Annotated in this window: 15 protein-coding genes; 12 read left to right on the top strand and 3 right to left on the bottom strand. The window is 44.9% G+C overall.

The features are described from left to right. Positions 1-35: 35 nt before the first annotated feature. From RSX24_RS07715 to hmpA, 4 genes are all read left to right on the top strand, one after another. On the top strand, positions 36-1,517 hold the full coding sequence (locus RSX24_RS07715; protein ID WP_343260177.1) for a glycoside hydrolase family 32 protein: 1,482 nt from the start codon (positions 36-38) through the stop codon (positions 1,515-1,517). A gap of 19 nt (positions 1,518-1,536) precedes the next feature. Next, the gene (locus RSX24_RS07720) at positions 1,537-2,433 is read left to right on the top strand and encodes an ROK family protein (RefSeq protein ID WP_343260178.1); all 897 of its coding nucleotides are present in this window, start codon (positions 1,537-1,539) and stop codon (positions 2,431-2,433) included. 275 nt (positions 2,434-2,708) lie between these two features. After that, entirely contained in the window at positions 2,709-6,377 is a 3,669-nt protein-coding gene (locus tag RSX24_RS07725) for a GH32 C-terminal domain-containing protein (RefSeq protein ID WP_343260179.1), read from the top strand. Positions 6,378-6,583: 206 nt separating this feature from the next. Continuing rightward, positions 6,584-7,804 (top strand): NO-inducible flavohemoprotein, encoded by a 1,221-nt coding sequence (gene hmpA / locus RSX24_RS07730; RefSeq protein WP_343260180.1) that lies wholly within the window; start codon positions 6,584-6,586, stop codon positions 7,802-7,804. Between the two features lie 155 nt (positions 7,805-7,959). Here hmpA and RSX24_RS07735 read toward each other — a convergent pair whose 3' ends face one another. Continuing rightward, positions 7,960-8,778 carry an AraC family transcriptional regulator gene (locus tag RSX24_RS07735; RefSeq protein WP_343260181.1) on the bottom strand — a complete coding sequence of 273 codons (819 nt, stop codon included), beginning with the start codon at positions 8,776-8,778 and terminating at the stop codon, positions 7,960-7,962. A 318-nt stretch (positions 8,779-9,096) separates the two neighbouring features. On the opposite strand from RSX24_RS07735, the gene RSX24_RS07740 reads away from it, so the two are divergent. The 3 genes from RSX24_RS07740 to RSX24_RS07750 all read left to right on the top strand — a co-directional run bounded on the left by RSX24_RS07740 (position 9,097) and on the right by RSX24_RS07750 (position 13,350). Continuing rightward, entirely contained in the window at positions 9,097-11,289 is a 2,193-nt protein-coding gene (locus RSX24_RS07740; protein WP_339272796.1) for an alpha-galactosidase, read from the top strand. Between the two features lie 26 nt (positions 11,290-11,315). Further along, positions 11,316-12,764 (top strand): PTS transporter subunit EIIC, encoded by a 1,449-nt coding sequence (locus RSX24_RS07745; RefSeq protein ID WP_343260182.1) that lies wholly within the window; start codon positions 11,316-11,318, stop codon positions 12,762-12,764. 82 nt (positions 12,765-12,846) lie between these two features. Then, entirely contained in the window at positions 12,847-13,350 is a 504-nt protein-coding gene (locus RSX24_RS07750) for a PTS sugar transporter subunit IIA (RefSeq protein WP_343260183.1), read from the top strand. 249 nt (positions 13,351-13,599) lie between these two features. On the opposite strand, the gene RSX24_RS07755 is transcribed toward RSX24_RS07750, so the two are convergent. Together RSX24_RS07755 and RSX24_RS07760 are read right to left on the bottom strand one after the other, a co-directional pair. Continuing rightward, positions 13,600-14,604: a HAMP domain-containing sensor histidine kinase gene (locus tag RSX24_RS07755; protein ID WP_343260184.1), complete on the bottom strand. Its 1,005-nt coding sequence runs from the start codon at positions 14,602-14,604 to the stop codon at positions 13,600-13,602. Between the two features lie 70 nt (positions 14,605-14,674). Beyond that, on the bottom strand, positions 14,675-15,352 hold the full coding sequence (locus tag RSX24_RS07760; RefSeq protein ID WP_339272781.1) for a response regulator transcription factor: 678 nt from the start codon (positions 15,350-15,352) through the stop codon (positions 14,675-14,677). A gap of 303 nt (positions 15,353-15,655) precedes the next feature. Between RSX24_RS07760 and RSX24_RS07765 the strand changes: the two genes are divergently transcribed. The 5 genes from RSX24_RS07765 to RSX24_RS07785 all read left to right on the top strand — a co-directional run bounded on the left by RSX24_RS07765 (position 15,656) and on the right by RSX24_RS07785 (position 20,727). After that, positions 15,656-16,621, top strand: a complete 966-nt coding sequence (locus RSX24_RS07765; protein WP_343260185.1) for an alpha/beta hydrolase — start codon at positions 15,656-15,658, stop codon at positions 16,619-16,621. Positions 16,622-16,760: 139 nt separating this feature from the next. Next, complete coding sequence (locus tag RSX24_RS07770) at positions 16,761-17,717, top strand: poly(ethylene terephthalate) hydrolase family protein (RefSeq protein ID WP_343260496.1); 957 nt, start codon at positions 16,761-16,763, stop codon at positions 17,715-17,717. A gap of 437 nt (positions 17,718-18,154) precedes the next feature. Then, complete coding sequence (locus RSX24_RS07775) at positions 18,155-19,081, top strand: DUF2268 domain-containing putative Zn-dependent protease (RefSeq protein ID WP_343260186.1); 927 nt, start codon at positions 18,155-18,157, stop codon at positions 19,079-19,081. Then, a complete protein-coding gene (locus RSX24_RS07780; protein WP_343260187.1) occupies positions 19,056-19,802 on the top strand; it encodes a MerR family transcriptional regulator in 747 nt (248 codons plus the stop codon). The genes RSX24_RS07775 and RSX24_RS07780 overlap by 26 nt, the downstream gene beginning before the upstream one ends. 244 nt (positions 19,803-20,046) lie before the next feature. Continuing rightward, positions 20,047-20,727, top strand: coding sequence for a DUF421 domain-containing protein (locus RSX24_RS07785; RefSeq protein ID WP_343260188.1), 681 nt, complete (start codon positions 20,047-20,049; stop codon positions 20,725-20,727). The last annotated feature ends 106 nt before the right edge of the window (positions 20,728-20,833 follow it).

Here is a 20,833-nt window from a genome sequence, read left to right on the forward strand (position 1 = left end):
CCGGCAACCTGTTTGATACAAAGGAGAGAACCAACATGTCTACAATATCAACTTCCGATTACCGGGGCATCTATCATTTCTCACCGAAGGAGAAGTGGATGAACGATCCCAATGGCATGGTATTTTTTAAAGGCGAGTATCACTTGTTCTATCAGCATCATCCGTTTGGCACAACGTGGGGTCCGATGCACTGGGGACACGCCGTGACCAAAGATCTGGTCGCCTGGGAAGAGCTTCCTGTCGCCTTGTCGCCGGATGAACACGGGATGATCTTTTCCGGCAGTGCTGTGGTGGATTGGAACAATACATCCGGATTCTTCGACGATGAGCCGGGACTGGTGGCTATTTTTACTCATCACCTCGAGGTGCCGAACGGTGATCCGATTCAGCGGCAGAGCCTTGCGTACAGCAAGGACAACGGCCGAACGTGGATCAAATACGAGGGCAATCCGGTATTGGAGCACGAATCGATCGTGGATTTCCGTGATCCGAAGGTGTTCTGGCATGAGCAGACCAAGGGATGGGTGATGATTGTTGCTTGCGGCCAAACGGTATGCCTGTATCGTTCTCCCAATTTGAAAGATTGGACGCTGGGCAGCGAATTCGGCGCAGGCATCGGTTCGCATGACGGCGTGTGGGAGTGTCCGGATCTGTTTCCATTGGCAGTGAACGGGGACGCAAAACAGGAAAAATGGGTCATGCTTGTCAGCATCGGTGCAGATCCTGCTTTCAAAGAAGGCTCCCGGACCCAGTACTTTACCGGAGATTTCGATGGGTCGACATTTGTTCCGGACGACGCTTCCCATACCGTTCGCTGGATAGATCATGGCCGGGATAACTACGCAGGAGTCAGTTGGTCCGACATTCCGGCAGAAGACGGCAGACGCCTGTTCATGGGCTGGATGAGCAATTGGATGTATGCCAACCAAACGCCAACAGAAGGTTACCGCGGCGCCATGACGATTGCCCGGGAGCTGACTTTGGAGATGAGGAACGGAGAAGTTACCTTGATTCAGCGCCCTGCCCGCGAGCTGGAGCAAGCGAGAACGCCGATTTTGACCTTGCAGGACGTATCGATCCGGGAGACGAATGCGCAGCTGAACGCTTTGCAGCTAGTAAACTATGAAATTGAGGCGAAATGGGCTTCCGAGTTCTCTGTTCAATTTGCACTGAGAAGTAACGCGAGTAACCAAACGCTCATTGGCATTGACGCAAGTCAGAATGAAGTGTACGTCGATCGCAGTCGATCAGGCATCGTCGGTTTCCATGAACATTTCGTGGGACGTCATGCAGCGAGTGTTCAAGCAGTGGATGGGGTTCAACATTTGCGCATCTATGTGGATTCTTCATCGGTTGAGGTATTTGCCCACGATGGTCAGGCCGTGATTACCGATCTGATCTATCCGGATGCAGAGGCCAAAGGAATCTCTGTTCATGCCGATCATGAAGACCTGGTCTTCTCATCCCTGCATATCTACGAATTGTCTCCCATAAAGGGGAACGGTAAACGGAACTAAAGGAAAGGCGGACAGTGAAATGCGTATTGGGGCCATAGAAGCGGGCGGAACGAAATTTGTATGCGGCGTAGGCAACGAGCGAGGGAGCGTGGAAGACTGGTGCAGCTTTCCGACGGAGCATCCCGAGACCACGCTTGCCAGGGTGTGCGATTATTTCAGGGATAAAGGAGTGGACGCGATCGGGATCGGTTCCTTTGGTCCGATCGATTTGCAACCGGATAGCCCTACGTATGGTTACATTACGACAACCCCCAAGCCGGATTGGAGCAACTGCAATGTTGTCGGAGCCTTGAAACGTGAATTCCCGGTTCCCTTCGGATGGGATACGGATGTGAATGCAGCGGCACTCGGCGAGATGACATGGGGAGCTGCACAGGGGCTGGACAACTGTGCGTATTATACAATCGGCACAGGCGTTGGCATCGGGTTGATCGCCGGAGGAAAAAGAGTCCACGGGTTGCTGCATCCGGAGGGTGGACACATGCGAACAAGGCGGCATCCGAAGGATCGCTTTGCCGGCATTTGCAAGTACCATGGCGATTGCCTGGAGGGACTGGCCGCGGGACCTGCCATTGAAGCTCGCTGGCAGAGCCCCGGCAGCGAGCTTCCGAGCGACCATCTGGCATGGGAGATCGAATCCTTTTACATTGCCGAATCCATCACGACGACCATCCTGCTGCATTCGCCGCAGAAGGTGATCCTTGGCGGCGGGGTCATGCAGCAGGATCATCTGTTTCCCATCATCCGGAAGCAGGTTGTGCAAAATCTGAATGGTTATGTAAACATGCCGGAAACGGTGCGTGATATCGACCGATATATTGTCCCTCCCGGATTGGGACAACGCGCAGGCTTGTGCGGTGCGCTAGCCTTGGGCCTCGAAGCGTTTGAACAAGCAGCGGCAGCTTCATCCTTATAATCGTAAGCACGTCCCGGAAGGACGGATGCGGATTCGCTTATTTGCTTAAGGGAGTGCACCGTCCTTTTTGGGCTATAGTCTTTACCATCAGGAGAAATGAGGGGATGCTCATGAGATTCATTTTCAGATCCATTGGCTGTGTTCTTTTATCATGTGTCCTTGGTTCCGCTTCCGTGGAAGCGTATTCAACACCTTCCGCTGTAGACAAGGTTGCTATGCTGCAGAGAGAACCAGCAGTCAAACGGTCAGATATACCACATACGGAGGCGGTTCAAATGATGACTGACGTGTCCGGGGCAGCAACGAATTTGTCCGGTTGGACCTTGCACGGCAAAGGCACTCTTGAGGATACGAATGAAGGACTTCATTTGGCTTCCGATGCGGAGGAGAATGCAATGGCCTTATCGGCCACGCGGGCCGATGATTTTGTGTATGAAGCTGACTTGATGATCAAGGATATGAAGGCAGATGCCAGCCTTGTTTTTCGGGCTGATGATACGGGTTGGTCTTCTTATATGCTGCAGGTGGTTCCGCAGGCCGGTGTGATCAGACTAAGGGATGCCGGCGGAAAGTCGGGATCATTGTTTGAAGAGCATTCGGTAAGCGTGGAACCCGGGAGGATTTATCATCTGAAAGTGAAGGCGGTCGGCGAGAGTCTCCAGGTTTTTTGGGATGGCCGATACGACCCGGTGATTGATGTAAAAGACAGCATCTATGCATCAGGGAAACTGGGGCTCCACGTATGGGACGGATCAGCCTTGTTCCAGAATGTTCAGGTCAGTTCCATGAACGGTAACCTGGGCAAGCCGATCCACAGTACCGGTGACTGGCAGCCTGATGTGAAAGGATTAAGAGGTAAAGGAACCGTTCAAGGGAAAACGCGGATGATTTACGAGAAAACGGCAGGCGATGTCGTATATGAGGGAAACGTGTCTCTGGCAGCCACGACGTCCTCCGCGGCATTGTTATTCAGATCAAATGCGGACGGGACAGAGGGATATGAAGCGGCCCTCATCAGGGAAGGGGACGAAGCTCGCGTGCAGCTTCGAAAAGCCGATGGTACCGTGCTCGCGAGCTCGGATCGCAAGTACCCAAGTCAACCGGGAGCAAGACATCATATCGAAGCGGTCGTCTTCGGCAGTCTGATCAAGGTGTATGTGGATGGATACGCGGCTCCGGCGATTGAAGTCACGGATTCAAGCTATGCTGATGGATATGCCGGACTGGTTGTTGAACAAGGCTCGGCTTATTTTCAGGACGTGTATATGACGGAAGAGTCGATGTATTACACGGAAAAATACCGCCCCCAATATCATTATTCTCCGATGCGGGGATCGGCAAGCGATCCGAACGGGCTGGTCTATTTTGAGGGGGAGTATCACTTGTTTCACCAGGATGGAGGGACCTGGGCGCATGCCGTCAGTACGGATCTTATAAAATGGAAGCGTTTACCCATTGCCCTGCCATGGAATGATCTGGGTCATGTATGGTCAGGGTCAGCGATTGCCGATCTGCACAATGTCTCCGGCCTGTTCTCGGATTCCGGCGGAAAAGGCCTGATTGCGTATTACACATCCTATCATCCGGATAAACCCGGCGGCAATCAGCGCATCGGTCTCGCATACAGCACGGATCAAGGACGGAATTGGCAATACGCTGAAGACCGTCCGATCGTCATCGAGAATCCCGGCAAACATGGCGAAGACCCGGGCAGTTGGGATTTCCGTGACCCGAAGGTAGTTCGGGACGAAGATCACAACCGCTGGATCATGGTGGTTTCGGGCGGGGACCATATTCGTTTTTTTACCTCAACCAATCTGCTTGATTGGACGTTGACGGATAACTTCGGATACGGGGAATACGTTCGTGGAGGTGTATGGGAGTGTCCTGATCTGATTCAACTGCCTGTAGACGGAACGGATCAGCGTAAGTGGGTGCTTATGATCAGCACGGGAGCTAATCCGAAGACTCAGGGATCGGATGCGGAATATTTTATAGGCGAACTCACCGCTGAAGGGAAATTCCTGAACGATCATCCGGCGGGGAAAGTACTGCGAACGGATTTCGGCAAGGAGTTTTACGCGTCGATGTCATTCGCGAGCATGCCGGATCAGCGCAAAGTGATGCTTGCGTGGATGACGAATTGGGATTATCCGTTTGATTTCCCAACCGCCCCTTGGAAAGGTCAATTGACGATTCCGAGAGAAGTCTCTCTCCGGACAACGGATGAAGGAGTGCGGCTGGCGCAAACGCCCGTCGCTGAAATGCGGGCACTGCGGCAAAATCTGTACAGTGCACAACCATTCAGAGTTGGACCGAAATCGCAGAATCTGCTTCAAGGTCTGGCTGCGGGAGCGTACGAAATTGAAGCTGAAGTGGAAATTCCGCCAGGCAGTTCTGTAACCGAGTTTGGTTTTCACCTGCGCCAAAGGGAAGGGCAAAAAACGACAGTGGGCTACAAGGCCGAAAAGCAGATGATGTTCGTGGATCGCACCAATTCGGGGGATTCGGGTTTCTCTGGTTTATTCACCAAAGTTCATGAGGCTCCATTACAACCTGAACATAACCGAGTGAAGCTTCGCATATTTGTCGATGAATCTTCCGTTGAAGTGTTCGGCAATGACGGCAGAGTTGTTTTCTCGGATGTCATTTTTCCGGATCCGGCTGGAAGGTCGATGGCGTTCTACAGCCTTGGTGGAGATGTGAAGGTCGTTTCAATGAATGTGTACGCCATGAACAATATCTGGAGGGAGGGCATGTCCTCCAATCCGCGGGTTGTTGCGGATACGCAGAGAAGAACGATGAATGTTGGACAGGACATAAGCCTTTATGCTTCCGTTGAGGGCGGGCCAGGCAAAGGGGCTCAACCGTTGAAATGGACCGTAAGCGATCCGGAAGTCGTGAACGTCGTTTATGCCGACAAGACGCATGCTACGATTCGTGCCGTAGGTAAGGGAGAAGCTTGGGTGACGGCTTCGACGGCCAACGGCAAAGCTTCTGCAAAGATACCTATCGTAGTAACTGGCGGCGAATTCCATACCAATTTATCCGGCTGGCAGGCGGATCGGCCCTCTGCCCAGTGGTTTGTATCGGACCATGGCATACAGGGAAGCGACCGCAGCGACTCACAGTATATTGCACAAGAGACGGCGGGAGACTTCCGATATGAGGCTGACATGCAGCTGGACCCGGAAGGAGGAGCCGGTTCCCTTCTGTTTCGGGCAAGCGAGGATGGACGAAGCGGTTATTACCTGAACATCGATCCCAACTTGCAGGCGATTCGTCTCTTTTATAAAGTGAACGGAGCCTTCGAGAATCGGCAGGTACTTGCCCGCGTTCCAAGATTCATTCGCGGTGGTCAAACCTATCGCATCCAAATTCAGGCGGAAGGTACTCGTATTCGGGTTGATGTGGACGGCAAGCAAATCATGGACGTTCAAGATGGCACGTTTGCAGAGGGGCATTTCGGTGTTCATACCTTTGGCGGAAGTGCGTCTTTCCAGAACGTGAACGCCTTTGATATGAAAAAAGCGGACTTGAAGACCGTGACGATTCGCAATGCAGGATATCCTGTTGCCATGCAATCCATTCCAACCCCGGAAGGCGAGGTCGTGAACGTGGGAGCCGAGACGGATCATGAAGCCGAGCGCTCGATGTGGATCCTTATGCCGACCGGCGACGATTCCGGCTCTTATTCGATCCGAACGATAAACGGGCTGTCGCTGGATTGGGATGTTGGGCAGAATCGTATCCAGCTTTACCCGTATCTGGGGTACCCTAATCAACGCTGGAACATTTCAAAAAACGATGATGGAACGATGCGCATTACAAGCGTGCACAACGGGAGTGCGCTCGGCGTGTCGGACGATGGTACAACGCTGGTGATGAATGAACCCCGTTTTGAGGATGAGCATCAAAAATGGAATGTAATACCCGGCCGTTGACCGACGCAAGTCAGTGGGTTCATTTCTGAACGAACTCTTTTGGCAATCCGATCAGATGGTAGGGGGCAATATCGCGTTGGCTCCATTCATCCAATGGTTTGAAGGAAAGAAAAGAATGACGCTGTCCGTAGACGTATACCATTTCATGGGTTTGGAGAAGCTTTTAGCGTTTAACCCCAAATCCAGCTGAAGGAATGGTACGAGATATGCTTGATTCAAAAACAATAGACATCGTCAAATCAACAGCCCCTGTGCTGAAGCAGCACAGTGCTCAAATAGGAAAACGATTTTATGAACGGTTATTCACCAAAGCGCCGGAACTGAACAACATCTTTAATCAGACGAATCAAAAAAGAGGGATACAGCAGGAAGCGTTGGGTTATGTCGTTTATGCAGCCGGAGAACATATTACCAACCTGGATGCGTTGACTCCTGTTATCCGGCGAATTACGGAGAAACATCGAGCGATCGGAATCAAACCCGAGCAGTATGCCATCGTAGGCGAAACATTGCTCGAAGCTGTCCAGGATGTTTTGGGTGACGCTGCCACGGATGAAATTATTACCGCTTGGGGGAAAGCTTACAACTACATTGCGGATGCATTTATTCGGATCGAACAAAGCTTGTATGAGGAGACCGAGCATCAGTCGGGAGGTTGGGCCGATGACCGGACCTTTATCGTAGATCGAAAGGTTAAGGAGACGGAAGACGTTACCTCGTTTTATTTAAAGCCGCAAGATGGCCTAGCGATTGCCAAGTACAAGGCCGGCCAGTATTTGACGATAAAAGCAAACATACCGGGCGAAAAGTATACTCATATTCGCCACTACAGTCTGTCTGATGCTCCGGGAAACGATGTCTACCGAATTACCGTGAAGCGTGAAGATGCAAGTCATAACGACCCGGATGGAATCGTATCCAATTACCTGCATGACCATGTTCAAGTCGGCGATGCTTTACCATTTTCCGCTCCTGCCGGCGATTTCATTTTAACGACTGCAGACGCACCCCTTGTTTTGATCAGCGGCGGAATCGGAATTACGCCTTTGTTGAGTATGTTAAACACGGTTGTCAGGGAGCAGCGTGATCGTCAGGTAACCTTTATCCACGCAACGGCCAACAGCAACACACATGCCTTTAGGGAACACCTGCTTGAAATGGAGAAGAGTCACCCGAATGTGAAGTCATTGGTATGCTACTCGTCTCCGACTCCGCATGATCGAGAATCACATAACTACGATGTAGAGGGACGAATAGATCTGAACTGGCTGCAATCCGTCGTTCCGTCCAAAAAAGCGGATTTCTATATCTGTGGTTCTATTCCGTTTATGGAATCCATGTATCGAATGTTGACAGAGTGGGGTGTGCATCAGGCTAACATCCATTACGAAGCATTTAGCCCCCTGGCTATGTTAGGCGAGGAATAGCATCGTGAAACGTTGATGGTTATACTTGGTAAGACTCTATTTCGTGACATTGAAAAACAAATATCGAACTGACGTCGGTCCTTGATCGGCGTTAGTTGGGAAAGTTTTCATGAAAAGTCGCTAAATTAGCGACTTTTTCGTTTTGAGGCAGCTTTCTAAAGCAGCATATTTCTAAATTCTGATGGTGTGCAGTTTTTTGCCTTTTTAAAATTTTTGGAAAACAAAAGGACATCGTTATATCCGACCGACCTGGCGATATCTCCAATTTTGAGTGAAGTATTGGTCATTAAATAACATGCTTTTTCAATTCTAAGATGGAGTAAAAATTGCTGGGGAGACTGATGAATGTATTGCTTAAACAGACGATGCAAATAGGAACGATCAATAGAAATGTGTCTAGCGACATCATTTACCGTAATATGATGTGCATAATTCTGATCAATGAAATGCAATGCATCTTCAATATACTTCTGTTGTTTTACTTCACTAGGGACTTTGATATTCGGGTAAAGTTCACACAATTCATACAAAAATTCATAAAGTTTTGCCGTCAATAAAAAGTCTCTGTTCGAAGTCAGGGACGTCAGACCTAGAATACGATGCATACAATCAGCCAGATTGTGCGTTTGATCAAAACTAAAGATCGGATGATCTATAGATAAACTCGTTCGAAGCAAATATTCTTTTGCTTTTATTCCACTAAAACCAATCCAAATATATTCCCAAGGATCATCAGCATCTGCTTCATAATAAATTAAAACGTTCGGCTCTATCAAAAAAGCTTCTTGTTGTTCGAGGTGATAAATTTTGTCATTAACTTTAAAAACACCTTTTCCTTTTAATACATAGTGAATCATATATCCGCTTCGAATCGCAGGACCATAAGAGTGTCCTCCCATACAAGCTTCTCTACCGCATGTGTACAAATTAAGATCCAGATTATTGCGGGAATGATTGGAGAAACTGGCGGCCATTCTTGTCACCTCTCTTTAAAACGCTGAAAAGTTATCACATTCTTTAATAGTCAGTCTACATTATTCCATATTCATTGTCCATTTAAACCATTAGAATAAAAGCATACTAATTATTGTATAGCAACTAATTCATTGTTTAATCCTAGGTAAAGCAATAACTAAAGCGCTATCTTTCATTACGTTGTTATATCGTTGTATTCGTTGTGAGATGATTCAAGCTGATTTGTAATTCCACATTTTTCTTTCTTACACAGCTTGGTTCCATCTATTCCCAAAACCTTATCAATTATAGTTTTAATAATATGCAAGGAGGATTCTATGGCAATCCACATTAATGGCGATCAACGGTTATTTCATTTACAAGGGAAAAATTCCAGCTATGTAATGCAGATCGTTCGTGATGGATATTTAGCTCATTTATATTGGGGAAAAAAAGTGAATACCTATCGTGGAAGCAACAAAATTATTTATATGGATCGAGGATTTTCGCCTAACCCGGATGCCTCTGATCGAACATTTTCACTCGATACGCTGCCCCAAGAATATCCAGCCTATGGAAATGGAGATTTTAGAACACCGGCTTATCAAATACAGTTAAATAATGGATCAACGCTGACGGATCTTCGTTACAAAGAGTACAGGACATATAAAGGAAAACCCAAGTTAAACGGACTGCCGTCTACTTATGTAGAGGACGAAGAAGAAGCAGAGACACTGGAGCTTATCATGGAGGATAAGTTGTTAGGATTGACTGTGACACTATGCTATAGTTTGTACCCTGAATTAGATGTGATCACAAGGTCGGCTCATTTTAACAATGAAGGAACACAACGCTTGAAGATCCTTCGGGCACTTAGTGCAAGTGTTGATTTTCGGGATGATGAGTACGAATTGATTACATTATATGGTGCTCATAACAATGAAAAAAATATCGTGAGGCGCAGCATTGTTCCAGGGATTCAACTGGTTGATAGCTGCCGGGGCGCGAGCAGTCCTCAACAAGCACCGTTTCTATCGTTAGTACGAAAAGGAACTGATGAGGATCAAGGGGAAGTATATGCGTTTAACCTCGTTTACAGTGGCAATTTTACGGCTCAAGTTCAAGTGGATCCCTATCGCAATACGAGAGTGTCCATAGGTATTAATCCTTTTGATTTCTCATGGCTGTTAGAACCTGGGGAATTATTTCAAACTCCTGAAGTTGTAATGGCTTACACAGCAAATGGGTTGGGTGATATGTCCAGGATCTATCATAAGCTCTACAGTAAAAGATTATGTCGTGGAACATTCCGAGATAAGTTGCGGCCAATACTAATTAATAATTGGGAAGCTACTTATTTTGATTTTAATGCGGAGAAAATTGAAGAAATAGCTGTGGAAGCAAAAAAAGCAGGTATAGAGCTGCTTGTATTGGACGATGGATGGTTCGGAAAAAGAGATGACGATAACAGCTCACTTGGGGATTGGGTAGTCGATCAGCGTAAACTTCCAAATGGATTGCTGGACCTCGCAACTCGGATTTGTGATCTCGGACTGGAGTTTGGATTGTGGTTTGAGCCTGAAATGGTTTCAATAGACAGCGATTTATATAGAAAACATCCAGATTGGTGTTTACATGTTGAAAATCGCCCTCCCACACTAGGCCGAAACCAACTTGTTTTGGATTTAACCCGTGAGGAAGTGTGCGATTACATCATCGAATCCGTGTCCTCTGTTTTATCAAGTGCACCGATTACCTATGTGAAATGGGATATGAATCGACATATGACGGATTTGGGTTCAGCTGCTTTACCACCGGAACGACAACGTGAAACCGCTCACCGATATATGTTAGGTCTTTATAAAGTAATGGAAGCAATCACATCAAGGTTTCCTGATGTATTGTTTGAGAGTTGTTCTAGTGGGGGCGGGCGTTTTGATGCCGGTATGCTTTACTATATGCCTCAAACATGGACGAGTGATAATACCGATGCGATGTGTCGGTTGAAAATTCAATATGGTACAAGTCTGGTTTACCCGCCAATTACCATGGGAGCCCACGTTTCAACCGTCCCTAATCATCAAGTGGGAAGAATAACTCCGTTGGAAACAAGAGGACATGTCGCAATGGCTGGTAACTTTGGTTATGAGCTGGACCTTACAACCATTACAGAACAAGAAAAAGAAGAAATTAAAAAACAAGTTGCTTTATATAAAGAGATTCGGCCAATTATCCAATTTGGAAGTTTTCATAGAATACTCAGCCCTTTTGATGGAAATGAAGCCGCATGGAACTTTGTTTCCGATGATCAATCGGAAGTCGTCGCGAGTTATTTCAAAGTGCTTTCGCAACCGGCTGCATCTCTTCGAACGATCAAATTTAAAGGGTTGAATCCAGATTTTATGTATAAAAATGTCGAGACTGGTGAACTGTTTGGTGGAGATGAGCTTATGCATGCAGGGCTCACATTGCCAAGGATTAAGCAAGACTTTCTAAGTATGTTCTGGAGATTTACAAAACATCCTAATTGAACAGTCAAGAGAGAGGGAAAAGAGAAATGGAAGATAAGCATAAACAATACAGAGAAATTTCTGAAAACATCTTGAAGAACATAGGGGGAAAGGAAAACATCGCTGGAGTCACACATTGCGCCACTCGATTAAGAATCGTATTAGATGACAACGATAAAGCTGATTTAACAAAAGTGGAAAATATAAATTTAGTCAAAGGGGTTTTTATAGCAGGCGATCAACTTCAAATTATTTTTGGAGCCGGATTAGTAAACGATATTTATGCCGCATTCTCTAAGCTTACAGAAACAGAAAATATGTCTCTAAGCGACGTAAAGACAAAGGCTTCACAAAAGCAGAATTTTTTACAGAAAGCCATAAAATCTTTATCTGATGTTTTTATTGAGATTATGCCTGGGATTCTTGCAGCCGCATTATTGATGGGAATTACAGGTTTGTTGGGCCAACAAGGTTTATTTGGTGAGAAATCGGTTGTAGAAATGTACCCAGCTTTGCAAGGGATTAACCGTTTATTATCAATCGTATCATCTGGAATATTTACGATACTACCATTATTGGTAGTATATTCTGCAACCAAAAGATATGGCGGCAGACCTATTCTTGGTTTAGTGCTTGGTGCCATTATGCTTCACCCGAACTTAGCAGATGCTTATGAAGTCGCTAAAGGCAACGTTCAGCCTGAAACCATAAATATTTTAGGGTTGAACATCGAACTCGTTGGATTCCAAGGCGGCATTATCATTGCTTTGATGATGGGTTTTGTCGTTGCCAAATTAGACCAATTCTTTATTAAAAAAGTACCTAATATGATCAAACTGTTTTTAGCACCTTTGTTGACAGTATTTGTTTCTAGCGTATTGTTATTCACAATGATCGGACCGCTGGGCCGCGAATTAGCTCAATTCGTAACCACCTCATTATTATGGAGTACACAAAACTTGGGCATTTTTGGATATATGTTCTTTGCTGGTATTCAACAAATTATCGTCATTACGGGGTTACACCATGTTTTAGGTGCAGTGGAAGCACAGCTTCTTATAGATACAGGGCGAAACTTCATAAATCCATTAATGTCTGTTGCCTTATTTGGACAAGGAGGGGCCGTATTAGGATATGTCCTTTTACATCGGAAGAATACGAAAGTAAAGGAACTTGGAATTTCAGCATTTGGCTCTGTGATCTTTGGCGTATCAGAACCAGCCATTTTCGGGATCACTTTAAAATATAAATTCCCTCTGATCGCTGGATGTGTTGGGGGAGCGATTGCTGGTGGTTATGTGTATTTAAGCAAGCTCACTGCAATAGGATTTGGAACCACGGCTCTACCGGGATTAGCCATTGCTTCCGCCGACAACCATGGGCATCTTAATTATATAATCGCACATTTAATCGCATTATCCTGTGGAGCAGTCTTCACAGTAATATATGGAAACATTAATCGAAAAAAGACTAAACTTAACTCTCAACAAGAATAGTACAAATGAAGAATGTTCCTTAATAGCCGCGTCGATTGCCAATAAACGAAGGAGATGTACGTAGATTTGGAGGGAGATTTACATGTTTCATTGGAGAAAAAACAAAAAGACAATTGATATGCTCAAGATTACAGCTCCAATTTCAGGCGCAGTATTAGCATTGAAACAGGTGCCTGATCCAGCCTTTGCAGGAGGCCACATGGGTATGGGAGTGGCCATAGAACCAACGGAGGGAAAGGTCTACGCTCCATTTGACGGGAAAATTGTCCATGTCATGGATAAAAGCAAACATGCAGTCATCATTGAACATAAAAGCGGTATCCAAATTCTTGTCCATGTCGGCATTGAAACGGTATCGCTAAAAGGAAATGGATTCACACTGTATGTGGAAAACGGTACTAAAGTAAACCAAGGACAACTGTTATTAGAATTTGATATTTCCGCTATTCAGGCAGCGGGCTTGTCAGTGATTAGTCCGGTCATTGTTCCGGATGGGCTGGAATGTGTAGACCATGTAGAGATACATGACATCCAGAAGCCTAAAGGCTCTGATGAGCCGATCATGACGGTGCATTTGAATTCATAATTAGACGAACTTTGTACTCGACGTTTTCACGGAAAGTACATGCCCCCTAGAGAAGGCAATCATCCGTTTATGGATGGAATCTGCCTTCTTTTTCGTTCATACATTTGATCATTGTCGCTTGTTTGCGTGCTCTATTATCTATATCGTAGTGGTAAAAGAAACAGGAAAGTCAACATAAGACACCTCTAAACGTATGTCGGATAAGTATCTTTATTTGCTGACTCCTCTTACGCTCCGAAGAGAAACCGGCTAATTAAAAGGAAGAATCACCTCAAATGTTGTGCCGGTGTCATCGGATTTTGCAACTCTAATTGTTCCGTTGTGCAAGGCAATGATTTTGTGAGCAATGCTCAAACCTAACCCATATCCAGGAGAGGCGTGTGAGGCATCTCCCTGATAAAATTTGTCGAAAATGTATTTTTGCTTACTCAAGTCGATCCCCGGGCCATTGTCATGAATAGAGATGCGGGTCTGTTGATCTCTTGATTCGATATCGATTTTGATCTCTGAATCCGAGGGAGAGAACTTGATTGCATTGTCCAGAAGATTGATCCAAACCTGGCTGAGCATATCTTCATTTGCTACAACCATGACTTCGGCCGAATCGAAGTGGAAACGAATGTTTTTTGCGGACCATTTCGAATCCAACAATACGACAGCATTTCTTATTTGTTCGGTTACGTTAAACAACGTCTTTTCCGTGATAATGGTTTGGCTTTCAATTTTGGTCAACTGAAGGACATTCGTGGCCAGTTCGGCAAGACGCTCCGATTCATGAATAATGATATCCAAATATTCATTGCGTTCTGCTTCCGACAAATTGTCTTTTTTCAATACCTTCGCATATCCCCTTAAAGAAACAATCGGCGTTTTGAATTCATGTGAAAAGTTATTAATGAAATCGGAACGCAGCATTTCAAGGCTTCCCAGTTCTTCTGCCATATGGTTGAAACTTTGGTTCAACTTTTTCAGCTCTTTCGCCCCCTTGAGATGGATCCTGACGGCAAAATTTCCTTTGGCAAGCTCTTGGGAAGCACCAATGACTTCCCGGATGGGGGAGAGGGGGATTCGGCTAAAAATAAGCGATGCCAAAACACTGACCAGAACACTTACGGTTCCGAAATAAGCAATAAGCCATACCCCGCCTCCGGAATCTGGATCGCCTGCTGGTTGCGGGGTGTATAGCCCAATGTATGCAAGAAAAACGATAATGACAAACGAAAGAAAAATGGATATGAGCAAAATAAACAACACAATGAACGTAAACATGAAAGTCAAACCAAAGCCGCGCAAGTAACCCTTTTCGGTAAAGTTGATTTTCTTTTTAATCACCGTGTTTAACCGCCTTATAACCAATGCCTCGAATCGCAATGATTTCGAATTCCGGATAGTCGCTGAATCGCTTTCTTAGCCGGTTGATGTGAACATTGAGCGTAACATCGTTCGTCTCGGATTCCATACCCCAAATTTCGTCCATCAACTGAATCCGGGTAAAAATTTTGTCGGGGTAAGATAGCAGCTTATATAACAAATAGAACTCTTTCTGCGGCAGCGTCTGCACGTCGTTCTCCCTCGTCACCGTTAATGAATCATATTGAAGCGTAATCTTCCCGATATGAAGCTTTCGCTCGTTAAGGATTTTGGCCCTTCGCAGCAAAGCCTTGATTCGAAGAAGCATCTCGTCTTCGTCCACAGGTTTGACCATATAATCGTCTGTTCCTGCCATAAAGCCTTTACGTTTGTCTGCAGGCAGATGTTTTGCACTGACCATAAGTATAGGGATATCATTCCTGCTTTCTCGGATCATTTGAGTCAGTTCGAATCCGTCCAGGTGTGGCATCATGATATCGAGCACAATCAGGTCAATATGCTGCTTGTCCAATATTTCTAGCGCCACCATGCCGTTCTCCGCCAAATATACCTCATATCCGGCAGAGCCAATAATGGTTTTCATTAATTTGGCCGTATTTTTATCGTCTTCTGCAACGAGGATTTGGAACATCACCCTCATTCCTTTCCGTTGATGTGTATGCGTAACTTAGAACTGCATTCTATCATAAAGCACTGTTTCAAGTGAACAAAGTTCAATTCGTTTATAGTGGTTTATTTTCAGTTTATTTTTTCATGGTAATGTTTGCTCCAGCGCAAACAATTCATTAATATCTCGAGAATGAAGAAAAGGAGAAACGATGATAACCAAAAAACGTCTTGTCATTCTTGCCATAATTGCGGTAGCCGCATTTGTGTTAGGCAGATTAGCAGTCCGTCTGATGTTGGATCTGTTATTGGGAGGAAAATTATTCTGATGAAAAAAATGATGTGGATATTAACCTGCATTCTTACTTTTGTATTGGTTTTTTCCGGTTCGGCCTTCTTGAAACTAAAGTTTCCTACGTTTAGTAACCCATTACATGTAGACTGGAGTGATTCAGTCGGAACCATTTATACAGATTTAGAATATGGCAAAGAAGAATTGAACAAATATGACCTCTATGTTCCAGCAGATCATTCTAAAAAATCATATGGTCTTGTCGTTTATCTTCACGCGGGCGGATTTACAAGCGGAGATAAAAATGACGATGCCGATATGCTTAAATATTTTACTTCTAAAGGCTATGTAGCTGCGGGCATCAATTATAGCTTACGCACCGATGAAAATACGGTTAACCTCTATCAAATGTCTCAAGAAATTAAGCAAAGTATACCTGTCATCAAAGAAAAGGCTGCTGAACTGGGGTATAACCTTGATGAAATGGCTATATCTGGGGGATCTGCTGGTGGAGCTCTTGCTTTACTTTATGCGTACCGTGATGCGGATTCCTCTCCAATTCCGGTAAAATTGGTCTTCGAAGGAGTTGGCCCTCCTAGCTTCGAACCATCCATATGGCTTGGTATCGATAATACCGATAGCCCATATGAATCTGACGAAGCTGCTGAAGCAAGTGCAGCTTTTGCCTCGATCATAACAGGGGAAAGCATCACTGCAGAAATGATGAGAAATGGTGAGTACAAAAAGTACGTAGATGAAATTTCACCTTATACACATATTACCAAGAATTCCGTTCCAACATTAGCTGCCTATGGCACTTATGATAAAGTCGTGCCGTTCGGTCTAACGAAAAATCTGCTTGAAGCTCTAAAGGAAAATAACGTTCCCCATGATTTCATTGAATTTAAGCGTTCGGGTCACGGCTTACAAAATGATCCAAAAGAAGCAAAACTTTATTTTGAAAAAATCAATGAATATTTGGATAAATATATGCCGAATTAAGGGATGCAATTGTCGAAACATGATAATATCGAGTTTCCCACTCCGGATACGAACTGCAAAACGACAAAAAGCAATATCGCCTGTATCTCGAAAAGAAAATGAGCATGTGGGAAGATTAGGTGGCAATGAGGTGAAGTTTATGAAAATCTTTAAACGAATATTGCTGATTGTGGTTCTCGTTGTTATTGCGGTAATTGTGGCGGTGCTTGCATTTCTTTCATATCGCAATGGACATTATTATAAATTTGTAAAGACCGACAAGCCCATCGAAGCACAATATACAGCACTTGGTACAAATAAAGTTTCTTATGTGGAATTTGACGCAGGTAATGATACCTTCAAGAAATATGAGATTTGGTTTCCATCTGAATTGAAAGAAAGCTCGTCTGCGTATCCCCTCGTTATAATGGCAAACGGCACGGGGATCCCTGCTTCAAAATATAAAGCTGTGTTTAAACATCTTGCTTCATGGGGATTCATTGTTGTTGGCAATGAGGACGAAAATTCAAGAACAGGAGCATCATCGTCTGCAAGCCTTGATTTTATGCTAAGTCTGAATGAAGATCGCGAAAGTGATTTTTATAGTAAAATTGATGTGGACAACATTGGAATCGGCGGACATTCGCAGGGAGGCGTGGGGACAATAAACGCCGTAACCAATCAGGATAACGGCGGATACTACAAAGTCATGTATACAGCAAGCGCCACTTCAAGCTACTGGGGACAGGACAGCGTATTCGGAAAGGAATGGAGCTACGACGTATCTAAGGTCAAAATCCCCTATTTCATGGTTGCTGCTACGGGATATTTTGATGCGGGAACTGCTGAAGATATAACGGCAACAGAAGGGCAAGGTATTACCCCGCTTTGGTCACTTAACCAAAATTATGCCAATATTCCCGATACGGTAATCAAAGTGATGGCAAGGCGCGTAAACACGGACCACGGCGATATGCTGAACCATGCTGACGGATATATGACTGCATGGTTTATGTATTGGCTGAAAGGCGATCAACAAGCGGGAAACGTATTTTTCGGTGACGATGCAGAGATCCTTACAAATGCGAACTGGCGGGATGTAGTGAGAAATCGCTGAATGCCACTAAATCCATCCGACCCATCCCTTTCAGTATAAAAAAATGTTTAATAACACAGCTCACTCATGACACAGGATCCATATGAACGTTCCGTTCTAAATATTTTTCGGATGCTCCTGGCGCATATTAAGGCTCTTATCGTGAATTTCTTTACAATACCACTAGTAATGGGTTTGGAGGCGGCAAAACGGGTTGGATTTCAACGTTTGCTCTTTTCGATGCAAGGAAGACGATGAGCAAACCTGTTTGCAGGCTTGCCCGACGTTTTCCTTTTCTTATCTAGTGACTGGACGGCGCTTTCATCATCGGGACTTGAAATCACCGGATTTGGTCGACGAGAATATCCCAGGCAAAGCATTACGAATTTCTCTCTTGACTATGACGTTAGGTCATAGTCCATACTCTCTCTATGAATACATCACTGGGAGTGAGAGATATGAACATAAAAACATTGCGTTCAGACCACATTTATCAAAATATAATCAAGGCTTCGCCCGACGAAAAGCTTGAATTATTCAGAAACGAAATGATGGCCCCTTTTATGAAGCAATGGGAAATTCAACAGATCCCTTTTAGAGCTGAAGAGGCGAACGGTTTTGACGTGGTTACGTTTAATAGTATGATGCATCGATCTCCTGATCAGATTACCCGGCAGATTTCAAATGAGGTAGAGTTGATTTCGTCAGATTCTTTTTGGTTAGAGTGTGAGCACGCTGTAAGGAAAAGCCTCGGTCTATTTGTGGCCCATGGTATAAGCCTCCCCGTATCCGAGTATTTGTTTACCATTCAACTAGGGAATCCGGAAAACCGTGCTTTAACCATAAATGAAGGATATAGCGGTTTTGGCGGCATTCCCGGATTTATCTGGGGGACGCTCCTGCCAAACGAGTACACGATTCCGCGGATGAAAGCTTCGCTGGCGCATGAATGCAACCATAATGTGCGCTATCAATTTATTCAGTGGGATCACAACGTTCATTTGGGCGAGCTCATCGTAAGTGAAGGATTAGCCGAAAATTATGCGACGTTCATGTTTGGAGAAGAATTGCTCGGCCCTTGGGTCACGAAAACGAACGCAGAAACACTTAACCAACGCATAAAGCCTGTGCTTAGAGAGCGATTGCAATTAACCGGGTTTGATCAATTGGCTCCGTATCTTTACGGGGACGAGATCGCCACCCTTCAAAACTTCAAACCGGTCAACATGCCTTATAGTGCCGGATACGCTTGCGGATATTATTTGATCCGATATTATTTAAGAAAAACGGGAAAAACGATTTTTGAGGCGACAATAACGCCTGCTGCTCAAATACTGGACGAAGTCAAAGGATTTTGGGATGAAGAAACGATTATTAACGGTTAAAGATATTGTTCGGATTACAGGCATTACAGGCCGGACTCTGCATTATTACGATCGAATCGATTTATTTAAACCGACGCATCTGACGGAAAAAGGGTATCGCTTATATGATCGAAGCAGTTTGGAAAAACTTCAAACGATTCTGTTCCTAAAGGAGTTGGAGTTTTCCTTGAAAGAAATTGCAGACATTTTAAAGCTGACCAGACAAGAACGTAAACAAATTTTGAAGAAGCAGAAACAAACGTTATTATCGAGAAAACAAAGACTGGAAACCATGATAGTAGCGATCGATGAATACGATTCGGGAATGGATATTAGCGATTTGCAAATCTTCAAGGATTCTTCCGTTTTACCATTGAAAGAACAGTATGCAAATGAGGCAAGATTCATTTATGGCGAAACAGAAGCGTATAAAGAGTATAATGAAACGTTGGAAAAATTATCGCTTGACGATAAAGAGGAACGGTTTCAATCCATGGAGGAAATATTCAAACAAATGGCAGCTTGTGTCGATCAGGATCCTTCCTCCGATGAAGCTCAGCGATTAATCGAAGAGTGGAAAGAAAATCTGATGCAATTCATGACATGTGATGCAGAATTACTGGCTTGCATTGCCAATACTTACAAATTCGATGCACGATTCAGAAACTATTTTGATCAATATGGCCATGAGGATTTAGCCGATTTTCTCTACAGTGCAATAATGCATAATATCCATCCGTAAACCTCTCCATGAATGGTGAATGCTCGACTCCCGATCTTAAAACAACAACCTGATGGAATCGGCGTCATTTTGAAGTGATCTCCCTTAAAGGTAGACAAGTGTTTTATGCAACCTGTTAGGCATGAGCTCGGTATTAGACCGGGTTCATGCCTTTTCATTTTGGCTTGATGGGCGCCGTTGTTTTTAATTGAAAGAAGTGGGTAATGGTTCTTCAATGATTGGTTCTTTGGGGAGGTTGGTCGATATGCTGTTGGAATTAAGCATCAAGCTGGTCATCAGTTTTTTCGGACTTTGGGTCATCACGTTCGTTACGGGAAGAAAAACGCTCAGTCAACTTACGCCGTTGGATTTCCTATCTTCGTTGGTACTAAGTGAAATTGTGGGAAATACGCTGTATGACGATCAAGTCAAGATCTCCCATCTCTTATTTGCTTTGGCAGTCTGGACGGTCCTCTCGTACCTTTTTGAGAAAGCAACAACCCGTTTCGTTAAATTCGGGTATGCAGCAGAGGGGCGGGCTGTTCTCTTGATTGATAACGGTGAAGTGAATCAGGGTTTATTAAAAAAATATGACATTGAGTATAAACAATTGCTCTCCATGCTTCGAAAACAGAACGTTTTTTCGCTTCAGGAGGTCAAACATGCCGTCCTGGAAATCGACGGATCTCTGTCCGTCCTTCGCAAGCCGGAGTACGAGCCTCCGACTGCCCAAGATTTGGGTCTTCAGGATATTTCCAATAGCTTGGCTATTACGGTCATTGATAAAGGGGAACTCCTGACGATGTCCCTGAGGGGAAAGAAAATGGACCCGGAAAAGGTCAAGAGTGATATGCAAAGGCAGGGGTATGACAATATTAAGGATATTGCATATGCGGAGTATGGCGAGGATGGAACGCTTTATATCATCCCCAGAGAGACAAAGTAGAAGGGAAGAAATCCACTGGAGGATGGATCAAGGGGACCAATACGGACAGATTGAGAAGATAATGCAGACAGAATGGAATAATACTTGTTACGCTAATGGGAAATGC

Origin of the sequence: Paenibacillus hubeiensis (genome assembly GCF_032334105.1) — a bacterium.
In the GTDB taxonomy this organism is placed as follows: Bacteria; Bacillota; Bacilli; order Paenibacillales; family Paenibacillaceae; genus Paenibacillus; species Paenibacillus hubeiensis.

Excerpts from the sequence above, each read along its gene's own strand:
- RSX24_RS07715 (WP_343260177.1), top strand. The coding sequence starts at position 36 with ATGTCTACAATATCAACTTCCGATTACCGGGGCATCTATCATTTCTCA.
- RSX24_RS07720 (WP_343260178.1), top strand. The coding sequence starts at position 1,537 with ATGCGTATTGGGGCCATAGAAGCGGGCGGAACGAAATTTGTATGCGGC.
- RSX24_RS07725 (WP_343260179.1), top strand. The coding sequence starts at position 2,709 with ATGATGACTGACGTGTCCGGGGCAGCAACGAATTTGTCCGGTTGGACC.
- hmpA (WP_343260180.1), top strand. The coding sequence starts at position 6,584 with ATGCTTGATTCAAAAACAATAGACATCGTCAAATCAACAGCCCCTGTG.
- RSX24_RS07735 (WP_343260181.1), bottom strand. The coding sequence starts at position 8,778 with ATGGCCGCCAGTTTCTCCAATCATTCCCGCAATAATCTGGATCTTAAT.
- RSX24_RS07740 (WP_339272796.1), top strand. The coding sequence starts at position 9,097 with ATGGCAATCCACATTAATGGCGATCAACGGTTATTTCATTTACAAGGG.
- RSX24_RS07745 (WP_343260182.1), top strand. The coding sequence starts at position 11,316 with ATGGAAGATAAGCATAAACAATACAGAGAAATTTCTGAAAACATCTTG.
- RSX24_RS07750 (WP_343260183.1), top strand. The coding sequence starts at position 12,847 with ATGTTTCATTGGAGAAAAAACAAAAAGACAATTGATATGCTCAAGATT.
- RSX24_RS07760 (WP_339272781.1), bottom strand. The coding sequence starts at position 15,352 with ATGTTCCAAATCCTCGTTGCAGAAGACGATAAAAATACGGCCAAATTA.
- RSX24_RS07765 (WP_343260185.1), top strand. The coding sequence starts at position 15,656 with ATGAAAAAAATGATGTGGATATTAACCTGCATTCTTACTTTTGTATTG.
- RSX24_RS07770 (WP_343260496.1), top strand. The coding sequence starts at position 16,761 with ATGAAAATCTTTAAACGAATATTGCTGATTGTGGTTCTCGTTGTTATT.
- RSX24_RS07775 (WP_343260186.1), top strand. The coding sequence starts at position 18,155 with ATGAACATAAAAACATTGCGTTCAGACCACATTTATCAAAATATAATC.
- RSX24_RS07780 (WP_343260187.1), top strand. The coding sequence starts at position 19,056 with ATGAAGAAACGATTATTAACGGTTAAAGATATTGTTCGGATTACAGGC.
- RSX24_RS07785 (WP_343260188.1), top strand. The coding sequence starts at position 20,047 with ATGCTGTTGGAATTAAGCATCAAGCTGGTCATCAGTTTTTTCGGACTT.